Genomic DNA, 18,901 nt, shown 5'->3' with positions numbered 1-18,901 from the left:
CTCGGGAGTGTAGTTTCGTGTTTTCATTGTCGTATTCTCTCAGATTGTTGAGTCTCCGACAATACCGGGGCGGTTCAGAGTGATTCATAGGTCAGCTTATCTTTTCGAGGCTGAAGTTCATCTAAAATCTGGCAAATCGTTCTTACTACCTCAATATTCTGCTTCTCATTGTGCCCACCTATATTATAGGTCTCTCCAATAGTACCTTGGGTCACGACTTTATAAAGTGCTCTAGCGTGATCTTCGACATAGAGCCAATCCCGTATTTGGTTACCTTTACCATAGACTGGCAATTCCTTACCCTCTAAAGCATTGAGAATCACTAAAGGAATAAGTTTTTCAGGAAAGTGATAAGGGCCATAATTGTTTGAACAATTAGTGATAATAACTGGTAACTTGTAAGTTCGATACCAGGCGCGTACTAAGTGGTCTGAGCTGGCTTTTGATGCAGAGTAGGGAGAGCTTGGCGCATAAGGGGTGGATTCAGTAAATAAATCAGTAGTATTGTCCATATCCCCGTAAACCTCATCAGTTGAAATATGATGAAATCTAAACTGTGATCGTGCATTATCATCAAGACTTTGCCAGTAATGACGAGCAACCTCTAATAAAGTATATGTACCGACGATATTGGTATTGATGAATTCAGCTGGGCCATCAATTGAACGATCTACGTGAGACTCTGCAGCCAAATGCATAATTAAGTCTGGTTGGAAGCTGTAGAAAGCTCTCTCTAAGTCTTTAGCGTTACAAATATCTATTTGCCTAAAAGTATATCTGGGATTTTGATCGATATCAGCAAGTGACTCTAGGTTACCGGCATAGGTTAGCTTGTCAATATTAAAAACTTGATCCTTAGTGTTTTGTATAATGTGGCGTATAACGGCGGATCCTATGAATCCAGCACCACCGGCTACTAAAACTTTCATTGCCAAACCTGTTTATTTTGGTGGAATAGTGTGAAATAGTAATGATCTAACCTGCAAATCATTCTCAAAAAGAATATTACTCATCGTATCGAAAAAACGAAGGCTTGGGTAAAGAAAAAATATAGAGCAGCGCTTGGATTAGATTACTGTATTGTTATACATGTCCAATTAACATTGGGAACACCAGTAATAGTAACGATCGTCAAGCAGTAGTCAGTAAAATGCTACCTATTTAGGATACAATGAATAAACCTATAGATAATATCTTATCTATAGGTTTATTCAAAAAATAGTTGTTATCAGGAAATAATACCTCTAAATATCTGAATGCTATAGCATACATATTTTCAGATCATGAAAATAGTGAATACGCTAAGGCAGATAAAACGATTACAACAGTGCCGCCTATTGCTCTATTACGCCAGCGTATTTTTTGCCGTTTAAGCTTAGTTTGACTACGGCTGGCTTGATATTGCTCAATATAAACGTCACCATCATAGTCTTTATCGAAGATTTTTATATAACCGGGCTTGAGTGGTTCAACAGTCAAAGTGTCGCTAAGCTTATCCATAGCGGCATCAAGACTGTCTTGATCGACCTGTATGCGCTTGCCATTCACTTGCTCAATAATCCATTGGTTAACAAGGTTAACAGTATTAACGGTATTCTTAAAGAACATCGTACTTGCCAGATAGTCATGAGACATCTCTGCCATACCTTTGGTCTTATAAAATGCAACATCAGCAGTGATATGATTAAAATAATCTAATGGTTTTTTTACGAGGGCATCTGCGTCTAAATATAGGATGTTTTTGTCTGGAAACTGTTGTAAACACTCCAAAATAAAATGCGGCTTGATACGAGTATTTGCTTCCCAGTATCCCGCATCTTTGACCTGTTTAAAGTAATAGTTTAAGTTAAAATCATCAAGAGATTGTTTTAAAGATAAAGCCTGATTGCGATAGCTGTCGGTATAAAAACAACACACAATAAAGCTATCTGTGGCGCTCATGTTGGTAAAAGATAAAGGCTGCGCAGATGTCGTCATGGGTCACTCTATAAAAAATTGAATAGGAATAAGTTTTTCGAGAAACTCTAGAGGATATCAATCCACCATTTGGACTTATCATCTCTATGTAGTGCTCGCAAAGTAGAAAAAGCACTATTATTGGTTTGCAGTTTATCAAAAACAAATAGTAACATAGTAGCTGCCAGTTTATCAGCGTCATAGAAATTTTCGTAGCGGCTACGCATATGTTTTAGCGTATCATCGGTACCAATACGAAAATAGGTGAGACCTTCATATAAAGGAAGATCGCTGCGATAGAGCGCGTCAACTTTATCGGCAACCAGTGGCAGGGGTTCAGAATTAGGATTCTGTTGTAAAAACTGCTCGGTTTCATAGACCTTTAAGGTATTTATTAAGGTAGTGACATTCATCAAAATAGCGGCTCTGGTCGTATCAGTTGTGTGATCGATAAAAGTATCACAAGCAGAGATGACCCAACGTAACGATAAATTGTTCAATAAATAATCCGTTTCTGTTATCCATAACCTTTCAAATTCAGCAAAGGTTTCCTCAGGTTTGTAATTGCGACGAAGCAGTACAATAATTGTCGCATGATAAAAGCACAGCTCTGATTGGCCAATGAATTGATGCTTTAAGTTGTTTAAATGACCTTCTAAATCTTTGGTTCGAGGTTTGGGGGACAACGCCATAGAATCACACATTGTTATGGTGATAATTGACGCCTTCATCTCATCGGTACTTTTGTCATTAAAGGTCTTAACAACCTTACCTGCATTCAGTGTCTTTTCACTTTTGAACAGTGAAACGAGTTTACGCTGCCATCCTGAAGGTGCTGTCATCTCATTCGAGCCCTGCTAACGAATATAATAATATTGAATTGCTTGATAGGGATAGTTTGACAAATATTACGTCATTAATCCACTCATCCCTAGTATTTATCTTGAAAAACCTAAGCTATAATTAACCAATTAATTATCTGATTGATAAACCTGTTTAGTATACCAACTATAGCATCATATTAAGAAAATATATTAAGGCATCTATGAGCAAACCCATTATTCTACTAATATTAAAAGCGTTAGAAGGGCGCGGTGCCGAACGTATGGTAACAACATTGGCGCGTGCTTACGTAGAGATGGACTATTGCGTTCATGTGCTCTGCCTAGAAGATACGCAGGAGATGCCCCTAGATCCTCGTGTTCAACATCATGTTGTGCCCTACAATCAGCTACTTTTTGAGGAAGAGTCTGAGCCAGCAGCAGCATATAAGACAGTTGCGAAGCGCATAGACAATTATGTGCTTGAAAATATAGGAGTGCCGGATTTAATACTGGTTAATATTTACAAACTCAATTGGATTATGGCTTATAGTCAGCTACCAAGTATTGTGAATGTGTTGCATACGGCGCTATCCAAGCAATTCCAAGATAAGTTGGCAACCGAACCGGCACAAATCATTGCGCATTTAAAAACGATTTATAGTGCTCATCCTTGTAGCTGTGTCAGCGATGGTGCGCGTCAGGATTTGCTGGCACTTATAGGCAATCTGAATAGAACGACGACGCTTTATAATCCATGTGATGTCAATGAAATTAAAAAAGCAGCCGCGCAGCCGTTGGCTATCGAGCAGTTTGGTTTGACGGTTAAGGAATATATGATTCACGTCGGGTCATTCGATACGATGAAAAACCATCAAGATTTGTTGCAAGCATATGCTAAAACAGAGCGAAAGCAACCTTTGGTATTGGTGGGTAAAGGCAAACTTGAAAATGAGATTAAACAGTTGGCTATTCAACTTGATATCGACAACTGTGTTAAGTTTTTGGGGTTTCAGGCCAATCCTTATCCATTAATTGCCGACGCAGCTTTGCTGGTACTTACCTCTAAGTTTGAAGGGTTTGGCTATGTTATAGTCGAGGCGCAAGCGTTGGAGGTGGCAGTGATTAGTACGGATTGTCCGTTTGGCCCAAGAGAGTTATTACCTGAGAAAAACTTGGTTCCTGTAGGCGATATCGAGGCGTTAGCAACACTAATGAATCAGGCCATAACCAATCTAGATAACTATAAAGTAGCATTCAACCAGCAGCTGTTGCCTCACCATATCGCTCGTCAATATCTAGAGTTCGGTCAGGTTACAGAGTGAGAGAGACTCATATTTGTATTTAGGTTTAAGCCTAAAGAATAGTATTAATCAAGACTATCGAATAACGCTTTAGAAACAGGAGAGTGATTGATAATGGGGACGCCATGTTCTTTATAGACTTTACCTAACAAGTTAAATGATGGCACGATACGGTCACTGATGGCTTTATCAAGTTTGCTTGGGGCGCTATTGTCTTCGTTTTCATAAAACCGTGGTTGATTGCTGTTGAGCAAATCGATTCCATAAAGATGAATGGCCGAGGCATGGCGTGAGAATGCTAGCTGCGTCGCCACATAAGCGACGGTTCCCGCTTCTACGAAGCCATAAGTTATATTAAGAGAGACGCCGATAGCAGCAGAGTTAAGGCTATCGTCAATAATAAAATTGGGATGATTGGTGAAGTAAGTTAAAGGTTTTTTATTATTGAGCAGCTTCTTTCTAAACGCCAACTTACTAAATAATAGCTTATTTGATTTAACGCCCCACGGTCTGTCTACGGGGTATAATACGCGCATGGCATCATGGTAAGTGCGCATGATATCAGGATGAGTTACGGCCATTGCTTCGAACACGGCTAAGGTCGCGTACAAGGGCTGGCCAGTATAATATTTTTGTAAAATTTCAGGTTGATGGTTGATAAAGCGGGCATCACTAATCACATAACCTACGACATCGGTAAAGTTATGTTCCTGAATGAGACTGATACTACCGTTGACAAAAATAGTGGGCGTATCTTGCAGGCCTGAGAAGGCTATATTAGCTATAGAAGGGCCGGAGGCGATAATATTTACCGCTTGCTGATGTAGGTTTTGCTTTGACTCATCGGCATTAAAAGCCTTGATAGTGATAAGTTGGTTACCAATGTCAAACTCAACAGTAGGAGGTAGTCTCGAATTTAACGACATATTGTTTTCCGATAGTTGCTTTTAGCCGCTGCTTTCAACTGCTATTTTTAATTTAACTGTCTTGTTAAATTATATTTCCTAAATCATTAAGATGCTGATAGATTGAGACATGTGGACAATTCATTGCCAATACGGTGTGAGCCATGGACTGGGCTTTACATGGCGATACCATTTACCGCCACTACCAGCGATAGCATCAGGTGGATTAATCTCACCGTGAAAAATGATAATTTTGGCGCCATCAGGCAGTTTTGGCGCACGTATAATGTTAAAGGGAATGGGCGCGATACATTGGTATTTAAAGCTAACGCACCACGTTTTATCCCAATATTCTAAATGATGATGCTCACGTAAATAGTTGGATAAGTAAGCCTGCTCGTGGCGTACTTGCTGGCGAATAGTATCAAAGTTACGCTCAAAGTTAGCCAGTAAGTCAGGGTAGGTGTGCATGCCGATGTTAAAGCGATATACCGAACTGTTGCCAATCATCCGCCACGGTTTTTTCCAGTCACGAATGATGACCACGCTATCTTTATGCTCAGCCTCATAAGTAAAGAAACTGTCAATATTATCAACGATGACGATATCAATATCTAAAAATAGTGCCACGCCTTTGAGATCATAGAGCTCAGGCTGAAAGGTGGTGAGCTTTTTCCAACCGCGTTCGGGCAGACCTGAAGGTAGATTCAGCTCAGGTATTGGGTAGCACTGTACTGCAGGATCAATACCGGTACTGTCGTCAGTTAAACAAACCATTTGAAAGTCTAAGGTCAAATGGCGATTGACCATGTTGTATAGGCGGTTGACGTATTCAGAACCATACTTATCACCCCATTTCATACAGATAATATAGCGGCGCTCAGATGCTTTGTCATTAGCATCTTCGTGCTTATACGTTGTCGATGAGGTGGTGGTTGCGTCAATTGCCATGATGTACTCGTATTGATAGGGAGTGATTGAGATGAACAGAAGGCTAAAAAATATCTACCAACTTTAGCATAATTTATATGTTCGAACGTTTAAACACTGGTATCTTCATAGCGGTGCATTGTTATCATGATCATGTGCGTCATTTGTTTTGTTCGCTGTTGCTTGCGTCGTTATCCATAGGGGAATAGGCATCAGAGCGCGAGGTATGGGTGGCACGGACAAAATCTGTTAGTGCGCTTTCAGGGGCATTATAAGGATTGCCTAAGATGGGGATTTGTTTAAAGCGCCGATAGCCCCACATATAATGACTGCAGTTTTCTTTTATCATCATCTCCATCGCTTGGTTTAGAGCATAGGTAGAGATAGAGGCATTGCGATCATAAAGGTCAGGGTCATCGAGCTTATAACAATAAATATCAAAACCGCGACCATCAATACGGCGGATGCAAGATACACCGACTAGGGCGCACTTGGTTTTGCTAGCAAGTTTTGATGCAAGGGTACTGGTTAAGGTTTCAACACCGAAAAATGGCACCACCTCACCGCCTGAAGGATCAGGGACGTGGTCAGGTAAAACGATGCTAAAGCCGCCTTGTTTCAGGGTTTTAAATATGGCTTTGACGCCGCTACCGTCGGTTGGGACTAGGGTTGCGTTGAGGCGCGAGCGTCCTTGCAGTACAAAGCTATTGGTGAGTTCACCCTTAACGGGCTTGTACATAATAGTTGGCGCGCCAAATTGATTGAGCCAAGCGTTCATCATCTCCCACGTACCCAAATGTGGCACGATGGCGAGCATACCATTGGGACTGGCCAGTCCCTCTAGCAATATGTCTTGATTATGGATATCGCGAATTTGCGCAATACTCCATTTTGGTGCCATTGCCCAACTTTTAATGGACTCAACACTGCTGAGGCATTGGTTGCGAACAATATCTTTAATTAAAGTTTGTTGTTGATGACCAGATAAGTCCGGTGCGACCAGCGTCATATTAATCTTAATAGTACGCACAATACTTAAGTCCGGCAGCAACATCATGATCCAAGCAACAAAACGTGCCAACATCTGTAGGACAGATAGTGGCACGTATTTAAACACTTGATACGGATTCATGATCACTCACATTGTAGTAGATTATATGATGGAAAATAACAGAGCAACCTTTTACCCGCTAAAAAGTTGCACCGTAATATCAAGCATTGTCGCTGAAAATTAGACTGTAAAAAGTATTTGCGCATAATCCAACTATTTACTGAGCAGGTTTGCTAGCATCGGGCTGAGCTTTTTCACGCAGTCGGATACCGAGTTCGCGTAGCTGTTTGTTATCTACTTCAGCAGGCGCTTTAGTCAGCGGATCTTCAGCCGTTTTGGTTTTTGGGAAAGCGATTACATCACGGATAGAGCTTGCACCTACCATTAACATAATCAGTCGATCCAAACCAAAGGCTAAACCACCATGCGGCGGCGCACCGAATTTTAGCGCGTCAAGTAAGAAGCTGAATTTGTCTTCGGCTTCTTGCTCATCGATACCTAAGGCTTCAAATACGGCTTGCTGCATCTCAAGAGTATTGATACGTAAGCTACCGCCACCGATTTCAGTACCGTTTAATACCATATCATAAGCGATAGATAGGGCAGTCGCTGGGCTGTCTTTTAGCTCAGATACTGAGCCTTTAGGCTTAGTGAATGGATGGTGCATTGAGGTCCATTTACCATCGTCAGTCTCTTCAAACATTGGGAAGTCAGTGACCCAAAGTGGTGCCCACTCGCAAGTGGTCATCTCAAGATCCAAACCAATCTTCTGACGTAGTGCGCCCATTGCATCATTCACGACACTGGCTTTATCCGCGCCGAAGAAGATGATATCGCCGTCTTCAGCACCAGTGCGGTCAATTAAGCTAGCCAGCACGTCATCGGTCATATTTTTGATAATTGGTGATTGCAAACCAGATTCTTTATCGACACCGTTATTGATATTGCTGGCATCGTTGACTTTGATATAAGCCAAACCACGCGCACCATAAATACTAACAAACTTAGTGTATTCATCGATGTTTTTACGGCTTAATGAACTACCGTTAGGAATACGCAGTGCAGCAACGCGGCCTTTAGGATCGTTAGCAGGGCCTGCGAATACTTTAAAATCAACGCTTTGCATAAGGTCTGCAACATCGACTAATTTTAATGGAATACGTAAGTCAGGCTTGTCTGAAGCATAGTCACGCATTGCTTCGGCGTAAGTCATACGCGGAAACTTATCGAACTCAACGTCCATCATAGTTTTAAATACATGCTTAATAAGACCTTCGTTGACATTCATGATTTCTTCTTCATTCAGAAAAGAAGTCTCAATATCCACTTGGGTAAATTCAGGCTGACGATCCGCACGTAAATCTTCATCACGGAAGCATTTGGCAATTTGATAATAACGGTCAAAACCTGAAATCATCAATAATTGTTTAAACAGCTGTGGTGACTGCGGTAGGGCAAAAAAGTTACCTGGACGTGTGCGTGAAGGGACTAGATAGTCACGAGCGCCTTCAGGAGTCGCGCGAGTCAAGATAGGGGTCTCAACATCCAAGAAGCCATGATCGTCTAGATAACGGCGAATCGCTGAAGTGGCTTTGGCACGGAATACCATGCGATCTTGCATTTGCGGACGACGCATATCAAGGTAGCGATATTTTAGGCGTAAGTCTTCTGATACCGTCATATTCTCATCATTCAATGGGAATGGCGGGGTTTCAGACTTGGCCAATACTTCAATCTCTTTGCCTAGTAGCTCGATTTGACCACTGGTCATACTAGCGTTTTCAGTACCTTCATAACGGCGACGAACGCGACCCGTAATTTTAAGCACATACTCAGGACGTACCGCATCGGCAGTAGCAAAGGCTTCTGGGGTATCTGGATCGACAACCACTTGCAAAATACCAGCGCGGTCACGCATGTCTAAGAAAATCACGCCGCCATGATCGCGGCGACGATGTACCCAGCCGACGATACTAATGGTTTGCTCTAACAGGTTTTCGGTTACCGCGCCGCAATATTCATCGCGGTATTGGCTGTGCGTTGTCATTTCATGTTGCGTCATAATACTGTCCGTCATAATAATGGTTATCCAGTTGTCAGCCCAATTCAAAATTCGAATTATAATAATTTAAAGCATAATAATGCAGCCACTACTATTTGATTTCAACCAATGCTAACCCGTCACCATAAAATTAATAGTAATTAAACCTGCCCCTACCATAATGACGATCAGCGCCAATCGGCAAGCAAAGTTGATAATTTAAAAGCTGGCCTTAAGTAGGGTGGCTATTTTAATATCGCTATTTTAAAGTCAATAAACGTTATTTATAGACCATTAAAGCTATCATTAAAAAATAGCATACACAGCGCGATTAAGACCCATGGTCATCACGTTGACTGCAGAAAATTTGGTATAAACGCATATTATGCCTAAACTGCCTTTGTTATACAACTATACCGACACAATCAAGAGACAGGAATACGCTATAATCGGACTATTTATTCAATAATGTTAGCAATTGTTTAAATATTATCTTCGTGCTTGAAAACCCACTACTTTGCGCACATATCAAGCTACCCTGTATAAAAATCATTAACAAAAATACGGTCACTATTTTAATTATTAAAGGAATTATCTTTATGCTATTTCATCCAGCCAAAAATCCTGTTGAACTTAAAGTCATGCATCTTAATAAGACCCAAGCGCAGCGCCGTCAAGACTTAGTAGAGGCAACCCAAGGTAAGGCAGCACTCAAGCAATTCAAAAAACGGACGGCTAAAGAGAATAAGAAAGCACTAAAGAAAAAGGCTAAGGGAAAACATGACAGCCATCAAGTTTTTGTGCTCGACTTCGATGGTGATATTAAAGCCACAGCGGTCAAGCATTTGCGTGAAGAGATTAGCACTCTAATAAGTACTGCCAATGAAGGCGATGAAGTGGTCGTACGTCTTGAATCAGGTGGCGGCTTGGTACATGGTTATGGACTAGCAGCCGCACAGTTAGTACGTCTGAAAGATGCTGGACTGAAATTGACGGTATGTGTGGATAAAGTGGCCGCCAGCGGTGGTTATATGATGGCTTGTGTTGCTGATAATGTCATTGCAGCTCCTTTTGCCATAATTGGTTCAATCGGGGTGGTATCACAATTGCCTAACTTCCATAAATGGCTAAAAAATCACGATGTCGATTATGAGCAGTTCACGGCTGGCGACTATAAGCGCACAGTAACCATATTTGGCGAAAATGATGCCGAAGACCGTGCTAAGTATCAAGAAGAGCTGGAACAAACCCATCAGCTATTTAAACACTTCGTCAATCGCTATCGCGCCATGCTGGATTTGGATAAAGTTGCGACTGGCGAGCATTGGTATGGTGAAGATGCCGTGCATCTCAACTTAGTAGATAGCTTGCAAACGTCTGACAGCTATATTCTAGAGCTGATGGACGATAATGAAGTCTATGTGCTGCATTCACGCCAAAAGCCAACCTTGGCAGAAAAACTAGGTCTGTCGCAAGCGGCTGAAGCGGCGTTAAGCATCGCCGCTGATAAACTCCCAGAAACCTTGATGCGCTTTGATTATAACAGTCGTTTAAATATTTTAAAATAAGGGTGGTTGATACTAAATAGCTTCTAATATTAATTAACAATTATTCATATATCTTTTAATTATCTTAAAGGCGTGCCCTTGTCGGTCGCGCCTTTTTGCTGTTTGTTGATTGGGGTTATGCTATAAATAGTCAGAGTCAGTTTTATCTCAAAACTAAAACTAAAACTAAAACTAAAAGTGTCCAACAAGGAAGAGGAGTATAACTATGTCTACAGCATCTACATTAATGTTTACCGCCACCGAACACGGTCAGTTTATGCACGAGCAGATCAAGGACTTTATTGAAACCCATATTGAGCCAATAGAAGCGCAATTTTGGCAAGACTGTCATGAGCAAAACCCCGATGGCAATTGGCTGAATTGGAAGTGGCCAGAAGCGTATGAGACGTTGCGAGAACAAGCACGCACTGCAGGGCTTTGGAATATGTTTTTGCCGGATGATGAATTAGGTGCTGGGCTGTCAGTCACAGATTACGCGCCTATTGCTGAGCTGACTGGACGCAGTTTACTTGCGCCGTATGTTTTTAACTGCAATGCCCCCGATAGCGGTAATATGGAACTATTGTGGCGTTATGGTAGTTCTCAGCAGCAAGACCAATGGTTGACGCCGCTATTAGCAGGCTCAACGCGCTCAGTATTTTGTATGACTGAGCCGGATGTCGCCTCCAGCGATGCTACTAATATGCAGGCAACTGCTGTGGTCGAGGGTGATGAGATTGTCCTTAATGGCAGCAAATGGTGGTCATCTGGTCTTGGCGATCCGGCTGTTAATTTGCTGATTGTGATGGCCTATACGCCTGATGACAGCAAAGACCGCCATCATCAACACTCTATGGTATTGGTTCCGGCAAAAACAGCAGGGGTCAATATTGAGCGGATGCTAAAAGTATTTGGGGATTATGATGCGCCGCATGGTCATGGCGAAGTTAGCTTTACCGATGTACGTGTGCCTGTCAGCAGCTTTATTGGCGGGCCGGGGATGGGCTTTGAGATTGCGCAAGGTCGCCTAGGACCAGGACGTATTCATCACTGTATGCGCTGTGTTGGCGCGGCGGAGAAGTCATTAGAGCTGGCGATTCATCGCGGTATGAAGCGTACGGCCTTTGGCAAGCCCTTATTAGAGCTAGGCGGTAATTTAGAACGTATCGCAGAAGCGCGTATTAAAATTGACCAAGCGCGTCTACTGACTTTATATGCGGCACAAAAAATGGACAGCCAAGGAACAAAAGCGGCATTAACTGAAATCTCAGCTATTAAAGTGGTTGCGCCCACCGTACTTCAAGAAGTGGTCGATATGGCGATTCAGATTTATGGCGGGATGGGCGTTTGCCAAGATACGTTACTACCAAGCTTCTTTGCGCAGGCAAGAGCGCTACGTTTAGCCGATGGTCCTGATGAGGTGCACAAAACGATGATTGCCAAACTAGAGTTAAAACGTCATGGCTTTCGCCGTCCTTCTAAGCCTTAATTGATTAATGATTAAAATAGCCTAAGTAAATAACTAAATACTTGTAAAACAATAAAATATTTTATGCCCACATGATAAGGAACATCAAATGGCAACTAATAATGCTAATGTGACTGTTAAGAGTGATAAGCAGAGCGGTGATAATAAAACCACGACAAATGCTAAAGTCTTAGATAAAGGCGGCGCTGTCCGTGACGGCGAAGAACTCGATGCGCAAGCGGTGAGTAAATGGTTACGTGCGCAAGATATTGATGTCAAAGGCGCGCCTATCGTCACTCAGTTTTCAGGCGGCGCATCTAATTGGACCTATCGCCTGCAATATGAGAACCAAGATCTAATCTTACGCCGTCCACCGAAAGGCACTAAAGCTAAATCTGCCCATGATATGGTACGTGAATATACCGTTCAGCAGGCGTTGGCTGATGATTATCCGTATGTACCAAAGATGATCGGGTTATGTACTGATGAGGCAGTCATCGGCGCCGATTTCTATATTATGGAGCGCATGGAAGGCATTATCCCGCGTGCTAATTTACCTAAAGAGATTGAGCTTGATCCTGCGCAAACGCGTGATTTATGTACCAATGTCATTGATGCTTTGATTGAGCTACATCAAGTAGACTATAGCGACAACCCTGAACTGGTCGCGTTAGGTCGCGGTGACGGTTACTGCGAGCGGCAGGTCAGTGGTTGGGATAAGCGTTACGTCAAGGCCAAAACGCCTAATGTGCCCAGCTTTGCATTGGTGCGTCAATGGCTTGGCAAGCATACACCAGCCGATAGTAGAACCTGCGTGATTCATAATGATTGGCGCTTTGATAATGTCATTCTAGATGCCGATGATCCTACCAAAGTTATTGGCGTTCTCGACTGGGAAATGGCAACAATTGGCGATCCTTTAATGGATTTAGGCAGTGCGCTGGCCTACTGGATTGAAGCCGATGATAATATCATCATGCAACAATCACGCCGGCAGCCGACGCATCTAGAAGGTATGATGACCCGTGATGAAGTGGTTGATTATTACCTTGAAAAGACGGGTTTGCAGATTGATAACTGGACATTTTATGAAGTGTTTGGCTTATTCCGCTTAGCGGGTATTGTGCAGCAGATTTATTATCGCTACTATCATAAGCAGACTACCAATCCTGCCTTTAAAAACTTTTGGATTATTGTGCACGTTTTACACGCTAAATGTCTTAAGCTGATTGCTAAATATGAAGGCGATGCGCTGTTTACGACTCATGTACAGCCGCACTTACAAGATATGGGCATTGATGCCGCCACTATTGATAAGCTACCGAGCCCTGTACAAGCAGTTATTGAAGGCATTTTGCCAACAGGTTATTTTGAGGATAGCGCTAAGGAAGCTGAAGATCAAACTTCTAAACCGTCTAAAGATTGAACTATTTAAAGGCTAGACTGTTTAAAGGAATAGCGTTTTGAAGAAAGCCATCTAAACAAAAAAATAGGTAATACCGTTATGACCACCATCCTTTTGGCACGCCATGGCCAAGCATCATTTGGACAAGAGAACTACGATCAGCTCTCAGAGCTAGGCAGTATACAGGCGCGTCTGCTCGGTAAGCACTATGCAAATACACAGCGCCGCATTGATGCTATTTTTACTGGTAGCTTATCGCGTCAGCGTGACTCTGCACGCTATTTTTGGGAAACTTATCACCCATCAATAGTCGCTAGTGGCGAAGTACCCATACTTGATATTGAAACGCCGGATAGCTATGTGCTACCTATATTTGATGAGTTTAATCATAAAGATGTGTTTATGAAGTCTGACCCTATCTTTACCAGCCAAGCCGCTGTAGCCGCAGAGCTTGCCAAAGCGGATGCGCCAAAAATACGTTTGGCAGAATTGTTTGATCGAGCCATGCAGCGCTGGCATGGCGGTGACTATGATGATGACTATGTTGAGAGCTGGCCGCAGTTTAATGTCCGTGCGCAGCAAGCGCTTGAACAAATACGTACACAAATCACCCATCTCAATCATTTAGGAGACGATAGTACTGTATTGGTATTCACCTCAGGGGGTGTGATTGCCGCTATTACCGCCAAATTACTACAACAAGGTAGTCAAACTGCCTATCAGCTCAATAAAAGTCTAGTCAATACTGGCGTCACTGCGATTACGGTGCCCGATCAAATACCGCGCTTATTGTCCTTAAACGAATATAGCCATTTATTTGGGGATGGTAAACGTTTTATCAGTTGGCGCTAAGATTAAGAGGGATATTATCGGTAGTAGGGTTATTTTTGATACATAATCACCATTCATATCCTAAGTAATAACTACTATAATACGTTAATTTCAATCTTATATTTTTCGCCTTTTATACTGGTATTGAGACATCCAAAGGACTGCCCATGCAACATAAGTTAATAAACCTAGTGACAAGAACGGCCAAGCAAAGTAAGGATCAGGCGCTCAGTGCCATTCAGCCGTCACGTTATCTTAAAGGCTTAAATAAGCAGCAAGTGGGCCGTAACAAAACGGTTTTAATTACTGGAGCCAGCTCAGGTTTGGGTGAAGGAATGGCGCGACTCTTTGCTAAATTAGGCTATAATCTAGCAATTTGTGCCCGTCGTAGCGACCGTTTAGAGCAATTAAAAGCCGAGCTAATAGACCGTTATCCTGAGATTCATATTGAGTGTCGCGTATTGGATGTCAGTAACTATAATGCCATATTTGAAGTGTTTGATGCTTTTGCTGCCGACTTTGGACAGATTCATCGAGTCGTGGTTAACGCTGGGGTGGGAGAGAGCCGCCGTATCGGTAAAGGTCGTTTTGAGACCAATCGCCGTACTGCGGAGATTAACTTTATCTCCGCTTTGGCGCAGTGTGAAGCGGCTATGAGTATCTTCCGTGCCCAAAATAATGGGCACTTAGTGGTGATATCGAGCATGTCAGCAATGCGTGGACTACCAGCGCATATGACTACTTATGGCGCGAGTAAGGCCGGCTTGGCGCATTTAGCCGAAGGCATCCGTGCTGATATGTTGCTGACTAATCTGCCCATTAAAGTATCTACCATTTATCCCGGTTATATTCGTACTGAAATCAATACCAATGCCAAGCCGCTACCATTTCAAGTTGATGCGGAAACCGGTACTAAAGCGATGGTTGCCGCGATTGAGTCCGGTGCTGAAGAGGCGTGTGTGCCAAGCCTACCTTGGTCAATAGTGGGGCAAGCGATGAAGCATTTACCTTTAAATATGGTTAATAAAATGAGCTAATCGTAATTTATACGTTTAAATAATAAAAAGCGCTATGCATTTAATACATGGCGCTTTTTTAATGGTTCTTGTATGAGTTAAAATAAAGATTCAAGCAATCAAAGTTGAGGATGAGGATGGTCAGCCAAGTGTTTTTCACGTAGCTGTTGGCGCAATACTTTACCAACATTGGTTTTTGGTAGGGTATCGACAAATTCAATATGACGCGGACATTTATAACCGGTGAGGTTGTCCAGCGCAAACTCTTTAATTACCTCTTTAGTAACATGACTATCGGCACGCACCACATATATCTTTACTGACTCACCTTGGTTTTCATCAGGAATACCAATCACTGCACAGTCAATAACACCGTCACAGTCTAGCATTACTGATTCAATCTCATTCGGAAAGACGTTAAAGCCTGAGACCAAAATCATGTCTTTTTTACGGTCGAGCAAGGTGATGTAGCCTCGTTCATCCATACTAATAATATCGCCGGTACGGAAGTAACCGTCTTTAGTAAAGCAGACGAGGTTATTATGATTTAAATAACCAGCGGTAACGTTAGGGCCTTTCATACACATCTCGCCCGCTTGGTTTAGACCGACGCGCTCATCATTATCATCAATGACGATGATATCGACACTCGGTACAGGAATGCCAATGGTGCCATTAAATTTGCGGTCAGTGACCACGTTTGCTGTGCCTGCTGCCACGCCTTCAGTCATGCCCCAACCTTCAATCATCGGACAATCGGTAACGTCAAGCCAGCGCGCAGCAGTTTGTTCCGTTGCTGCCATACCACCTGCCTGCGTAATACGCAGAGCGCTAAAATCAAGCTGCTTGAAGTTAGGCTGGTCCAGCAATCCTTTAAACAAGGTATTAACGGCAGGGAAAATATGAAACGGTTGTTTGGATAAAGTTTTGACAAATCCGGGCATATCACGCGGATTGGGCACTAATATAAAGGTGTAGCCCGAGCGCATACCGAGTAGGCTGAGCATAAAGGCAAAAATATGATACAGCGGTAAAGCCATCACCATATTGATATAGACATCATTAATCTCTGATGTGATAGGGCGGTACCAAGCTTCAGATTGCATGGCGGCAGCGACAATATTGCGCTGAGACAAAATCGCACCTTTTGACAATCCCGTAGTACCACCGGTATATTGCAAAATGGCTCGTTGATCTAATGTCGTTTTGGGATCTTTAAACGGTAAATTCTTGCCTTTTTTGAGAACGTCAGGGAACTTGGTTACTTCATGTTTGGGGTCATTGAGTTTATATTTAGGAACCAGACGCTTAACTTGACGAACCACAGTATTGACCAAAACCCCTTTTAGTCCCATCATATCGCCCATTTTTGACAGTACGATACGCTTGATGGGCGTCTCATCGACCACTTGTTCAAGCGCTTGAGCAAAATTATCGACAATAAAAATAACCTTAGCACCAGAGTCGTTTAATTGATGTCGTAGTTCACGACCCGTATATAGCGGGTTAATGGGGGTACAGACATAGCCGGCACGCAAGATACCAATCATAATAGGTAGATACTGAGGCACATTGGGCATCATCAGCGCCACAATGCTACCTTTAGGCAGTCCTTGTGCTTGCAACCATGCGGCGACTGCGAGCGATGCGGTATCGACATCGCCATAAGTATGCGTAACGCCCATACAAATGCTAATAGGATGCATGCGAAAGCGCTCAAAACAATCCTCATACAACGCCACCAAGCTCTCGTAACGGTCAGGATTGATAGTCTTGGGTACACTCAGCGGATATTGTTCAAGCCAAGGTTTGTTCAATGTCATGATTAGCATCCTCAAAATATAATAGCAGTATGGCAACAAATACCGACAATATAGTAACATAACGGTAATGATAATTAATATCAATAATCAGGAACTTAATAGTATCTAAAAATAGATAGACAAATATAATTTAAGAGGGGTGAAGTAAATGATGAATAATAGTCAGACAGGTAAAATAAGCTGTTGGTAGCGATTAAAAAATCGACGATAAATAAGCAAAGCGCTTGAGGTACAGCCAAGGGTACTGCTCACGCATATCAAAAACATAGTGACAATTTGATAGCGTACGGCTTGGGTAGGTTCGGCGCCGGCGAGAATTTGACCCGTCATCATCCCCGGCAAACTGACGATACCGACCACCATCATAGAATTAAGCGTTGGCGTCATACCATTAATAATAGCCGCGCGAATGGGTGCATGGACTGCCTCATATGGCGTCGCTGATAGTGATAACATCATCTCAATACGCGCCTGCTGCTCATGAAAGGCATTAATAAGCTGATTACTAGTTAAGGAGATAGCAGTCAATGAGTTGCCCAATATTAGTCCTAGTATCGGAATAATAAACTGCGGGGTGTACCATGGCTGCACCCGTAAAATCAACCCAATGGCAATGATAGTAACCAGCACGGCTGAAGCGCTCACAGCAATAAAGGTATCCGTTAATAAACCTTTATAAGCACGTTTGACACGGTTTTTGGCAGCGCCAGCAGCAATCAAGGTCATGATAGTCAAGATAACAAGTACCTCGTACCAGTGTTCACGTGCAAATATCCATGCCAGTATCAGCCCAATAAAGCTTAGCTGTATTACGGTACGAACCGCCGCCATCAATAGCGTAGTTGTCAGCCGTAAGCGCAGTCGCCACGATATCAATATCACCAATAATATTAGGCTGCTGGCAAGCGCCACATCGCCGTAGGTCAGTAATATTTGCAGATTATCAGCGCTGATATCAGTAGGCATGGCGGTATAAACATCAGTCATTCAATATTCCTGCCTGCATATCCCAGTGCTTATCGGCTAACGGCATGATGGCTTGAGTGTCATGCGTAACCCACAGCATGGTGCGTCGTGGTTCAGCCTGTAACCAACTCATTAGCAATTGTATAAGGTTATTAGCGGTTTCGGCATCGAGTGCGGCAGTAGGTTCGTCTAACAACAATACTTGTGGTTGCAGCTGTAATAGCCTCAAGGTATTCACCAATTGCCGTTCGCCGCCTGATAGGTGGGCAGCAGACTGCTGCAAAAATGCCTTGCTACGCTGTAAAAAATCTAACTGCTGGATGTGCCAGTCGATGTTAAAGTAGCCGTGCCGATGCGCTTGCAAGCTATAAGGCAGTTGCAAGTTATCAAGGACACTGCCTTCTAATAGCTGCGGATGCTGCGCCAGTAGTGCCACTTGCGTACGCCACTTAATAGCAAGCGTATCATGAATATTAAGGCGATCATTGTGAGCATTGTGAAGCCAAATATCGCCTGTAGTCAGCGGCGATAATCCTGCTAATACTCGCAATAACACTGATTTGCCGCTACCGGAAGGCCCCGTTAGCACGGTCAGCTGTCCTTGGGAGAGTTGACCACTGGCAGCATTTATTAGGACTTGTTCATCAGTCACGTGACTATTATTAGTTCGATTAGTAGTTCTCTGAGTAAGCTTATGAATAAAGCCATTAGACGCACTTTTAGACGTGTTATCGGTAGCATTGTTAGTATGCATGGCTAGTGGGCGCTTGTTATGCACTCGCACATCGTCAAATACTAATAGCGCGCTATTATTGTTAGAGTCAGAAATCAGCAAGG

Annotated in this window: 15 protein-coding genes and 1 pseudogene; 6 read left to right on the top strand and 10 right to left on the bottom strand. The window is 42.8% G+C overall.

Features of this window, described 5'->3' with window-relative positions; all coding sequences use genetic code 11:
* Window positions 1-77 precede the first annotated feature (77 nt).
* From rfbB to JMY06_RS09110, 3 genes and pseudogenes are all read right to left on the bottom strand, one after another.
* Window positions 78-929 (bottom strand): annotated as a pseudogene (gene rfbB / locus JMY06_RS09120) (dTDP-glucose 4,6-dehydratase); the annotation flags it as partial.
* 352 nt (window positions 930-1,281) lie between these two features.
* Window positions 1,282-1,977 (bottom strand): hypothetical protein, encoded by a 696-nt coding sequence (locus JMY06_RS09115; RefSeq protein ID WP_201617985.1) that lies wholly within the window; start codon window positions 1,975-1,977, stop codon window positions 1,282-1,284.
* A gap of 47 nt (window positions 1,978-2,024) precedes the next feature.
* Window positions 2,025-2,798, bottom strand: a complete 774-nt coding sequence (locus tag JMY06_RS09110; RefSeq protein ID WP_201617984.1) for a hypothetical protein — start codon at window positions 2,796-2,798, stop codon at window positions 2,025-2,027.
* 203 nt (window positions 2,799-3,001) lie between these two features.
* Here JMY06_RS09110 and JMY06_RS09105 point away from each other — a divergent pair, with 203 nt between their 5' ends.
* A complete protein-coding gene (locus JMY06_RS09105; RefSeq protein WP_201617983.1) occupies window positions 3,002-4,102 on the top strand; it encodes a glycosyltransferase in 1,101 nt (366 codons plus the stop codon).
* A gap of 44 nt (window positions 4,103-4,146) precedes the next feature.
* On the opposite strand, the gene JMY06_RS09100 is transcribed toward JMY06_RS09105, so the two are convergent.
* From JMY06_RS09100 to aspS, 4 genes are all read right to left on the bottom strand, one after another.
* A complete protein-coding gene (locus tag JMY06_RS09100) occupies window positions 4,147-5,007 on the bottom strand; it encodes a hypothetical protein (protein ID WP_201617982.1) in 861 nt (286 codons plus the stop codon).
* Between the two features lie 120 nt (window positions 5,008-5,127).
* Window positions 5,128-5,847: a glycosyltransferase gene (locus JMY06_RS09095; protein ID WP_201617992.1), complete on the bottom strand. Its 720-nt coding sequence runs from the start codon at window positions 5,845-5,847 to the stop codon at window positions 5,128-5,130.
* A 229-nt stretch (window positions 5,848-6,076) separates the two neighbouring features.
* Window positions 6,077-7,048 carry a lysophospholipid acyltransferase family protein gene (locus JMY06_RS09090; protein WP_201617981.1) on the bottom strand — a complete coding sequence of 324 codons (972 nt, stop codon included), beginning with the start codon at window positions 7,046-7,048 and terminating at the stop codon, window positions 6,077-6,079.
* 136 nt (window positions 7,049-7,184) lie between these two features.
* The gene (gene aspS, locus JMY06_RS09085; protein WP_227672263.1) at window positions 7,185-9,029 is read right to left on the bottom strand and encodes an aspartate--tRNA ligase; all 1,845 of its coding nucleotides are present in this window, start codon (window positions 9,027-9,029) and stop codon (window positions 7,185-7,187) included.
* Window positions 9,030-9,586: 557 nt separating this feature from the next.
* Between aspS and sohB the strand changes: the two genes are divergently transcribed.
* The 5 genes from sohB to JMY06_RS09060 all read left to right on the top strand — a co-directional run bounded on the left by sohB (window position 9,587) and on the right by JMY06_RS09060 (window position 15,296).
* The gene (sohB, locus tag JMY06_RS09080; RefSeq protein WP_265087889.1) at window positions 9,587-10,576 is read left to right on the top strand and encodes a protease SohB; all 990 of its coding nucleotides are present in this window, start codon (window positions 9,587-9,589) and stop codon (window positions 10,574-10,576) included.
* 226 nt (window positions 10,577-10,802) lie between these two features.
* Window positions 10,803-12,044, top strand: a complete 1,242-nt coding sequence (locus tag JMY06_RS09075; RefSeq protein WP_201617990.1) for an acyl-CoA dehydrogenase family protein — start codon at window positions 10,803-10,805, stop codon at window positions 12,042-12,044.
* Between the two features lie 88 nt (window positions 12,045-12,132).
* A complete protein-coding gene (locus tag JMY06_RS09070) occupies window positions 12,133-13,449 on the top strand; it encodes a phosphotransferase family protein (protein WP_201617979.1) in 1,317 nt (438 codons plus the stop codon).
* A gap of 78 nt (window positions 13,450-13,527) precedes the next feature.
* Window positions 13,528-14,280, top strand: a complete 753-nt coding sequence (locus JMY06_RS09065) for a histidine phosphatase family protein (protein WP_201526084.1) — start codon at window positions 13,528-13,530, stop codon at window positions 14,278-14,280.
* Between the two features lie 146 nt (window positions 14,281-14,426).
* Entirely contained in the window at window positions 14,427-15,296 is an 870-nt protein-coding gene (locus JMY06_RS09060; protein ID WP_201526085.1) for an SDR family oxidoreductase, read from the top strand.
* A 98-nt stretch (window positions 15,297-15,394) separates the two neighbouring features.
* Here the strand turns inward: JMY06_RS09060 and JMY06_RS09055 are convergent, their stop codons facing one another.
* The 3 genes from JMY06_RS09055 to JMY06_RS09045 all read right to left on the bottom strand — a co-directional run bounded on the left by JMY06_RS09055 (window position 15,395) and on the right by JMY06_RS09045 (window position 18,899).
* Entirely contained in the window at window positions 15,395-17,098 is a 1,704-nt protein-coding gene (locus tag JMY06_RS09055) for an AMP-binding protein (RefSeq protein ID WP_201617978.1), read from the bottom strand.
* Window positions 17,099-17,260: 162 nt separating this feature from the next.
* The gene (locus JMY06_RS09050; RefSeq protein WP_227672262.1) at window positions 17,261-18,085 is read right to left on the bottom strand and encodes an ABC transporter permease; all 825 of its coding nucleotides are present in this window, start codon (window positions 18,083-18,085) and stop codon (window positions 17,261-17,263) included.
* Window positions 18,078-18,899 carry an ATP-binding cassette domain-containing protein gene (locus tag JMY06_RS09045; protein WP_201617977.1) on the bottom strand — a complete coding sequence of 274 codons (822 nt, stop codon included), beginning with the start codon at window positions 18,897-18,899 and terminating at the stop codon, window positions 18,078-18,080. The genes JMY06_RS09050 and JMY06_RS09045 overlap by 8 nt, the downstream gene beginning before the upstream one ends.
* Window positions 18,900-18,901: the final 2 nt, after the last annotated feature.

Origin of the sequence: Psychrobacter urativorans, from assembly GCF_904846675.1 — a bacterium.
Taxonomy (GTDB): Bacteria; Pseudomonadota; Gammaproteobacteria; order Pseudomonadales; family Moraxellaceae; genus Psychrobacter; species Psychrobacter urativorans_B.
The sequence above is the reverse complement of the archived record's forward strand: the minus strand, read 5'-3'. Positions and strand labels throughout refer to the sequence as shown.

What these genes read in the sequence shown, in the direction of transcription:
- JMY06_RS09105 (WP_201617983.1), top strand. Translation starts at nt 3,002, where the DNA reads ATGAGCAAACCCATTATTCTACTAATATTAAAAGCGTTAGAAGGGCGC.
- JMY06_RS09060 (WP_201526085.1), top strand. Translation starts at nt 14,427, where the DNA reads ATGCAACATAAGTTAATAAACCTAGTGACAAGAACGGCCAAGCAAAGT.
- JMY06_RS09090 (WP_201617981.1), bottom strand. Translation starts at nt 7,048, where the DNA reads ATGAATCCGTATCAAGTGTTTAAATACGTGCCACTATCTGTCCTACAG.
- JMY06_RS09100 (WP_201617982.1), bottom strand. Translation starts at nt 5,007, where the DNA reads ATGTCGTTAAATTCGAGACTACCTCCTACTGTTGAGTTTGACATTGGT.
- JMY06_RS09095 (WP_201617992.1), bottom strand. Translation starts at nt 5,847, where the DNA reads ATGAAATGGGGTGATAAGTATGGTTCTGAATACGTCAACCGCCTATAC.
- aspS (WP_227672263.1), bottom strand. Translation starts at nt 9,029, where the DNA reads ATGACGCAACATGAAATGACAACGCACAGCCAATACCGCGATGAATAT.
- JMY06_RS09055 (WP_201617978.1), bottom strand. Translation starts at nt 17,098, where the DNA reads ATGACATTGAACAAACCTTGGCTTGAACAATATCCGCTGAGTGTACCC.
- JMY06_RS09110 (WP_201617984.1), bottom strand. Translation starts at nt 2,798, where the DNA reads ATGACAGCACCTTCAGGATGGCAGCGTAAACTCGTTTCACTGTTCAAA.
- JMY06_RS09050 (WP_227672262.1), bottom strand. Translation starts at nt 18,085, where the DNA reads ATGACTGATGTTTATACCGCCATGCCTACTGATATCAGCGCTGATAAT.
- JMY06_RS09065 (WP_201526084.1), top strand. Translation starts at nt 13,528, where the DNA reads ATGACCACCATCCTTTTGGCACGCCATGGCCAAGCATCATTTGGACAA.
- JMY06_RS09075 (WP_201617990.1), top strand. Translation starts at nt 10,803, where the DNA reads ATGTTTACCGCCACCGAACACGGTCAGTTTATGCACGAGCAGATCAAG.
- JMY06_RS09115 (WP_201617985.1), bottom strand. Translation starts at nt 1,977, where the DNA reads ATGACGACATCTGCGCAGCCTTTATCTTTTACCAACATGAGCGCCACA.
- JMY06_RS09070 (WP_201617979.1), top strand. Translation starts at nt 12,133, where the DNA reads ATGGCAACTAATAATGCTAATGTGACTGTTAAGAGTGATAAGCAGAGC.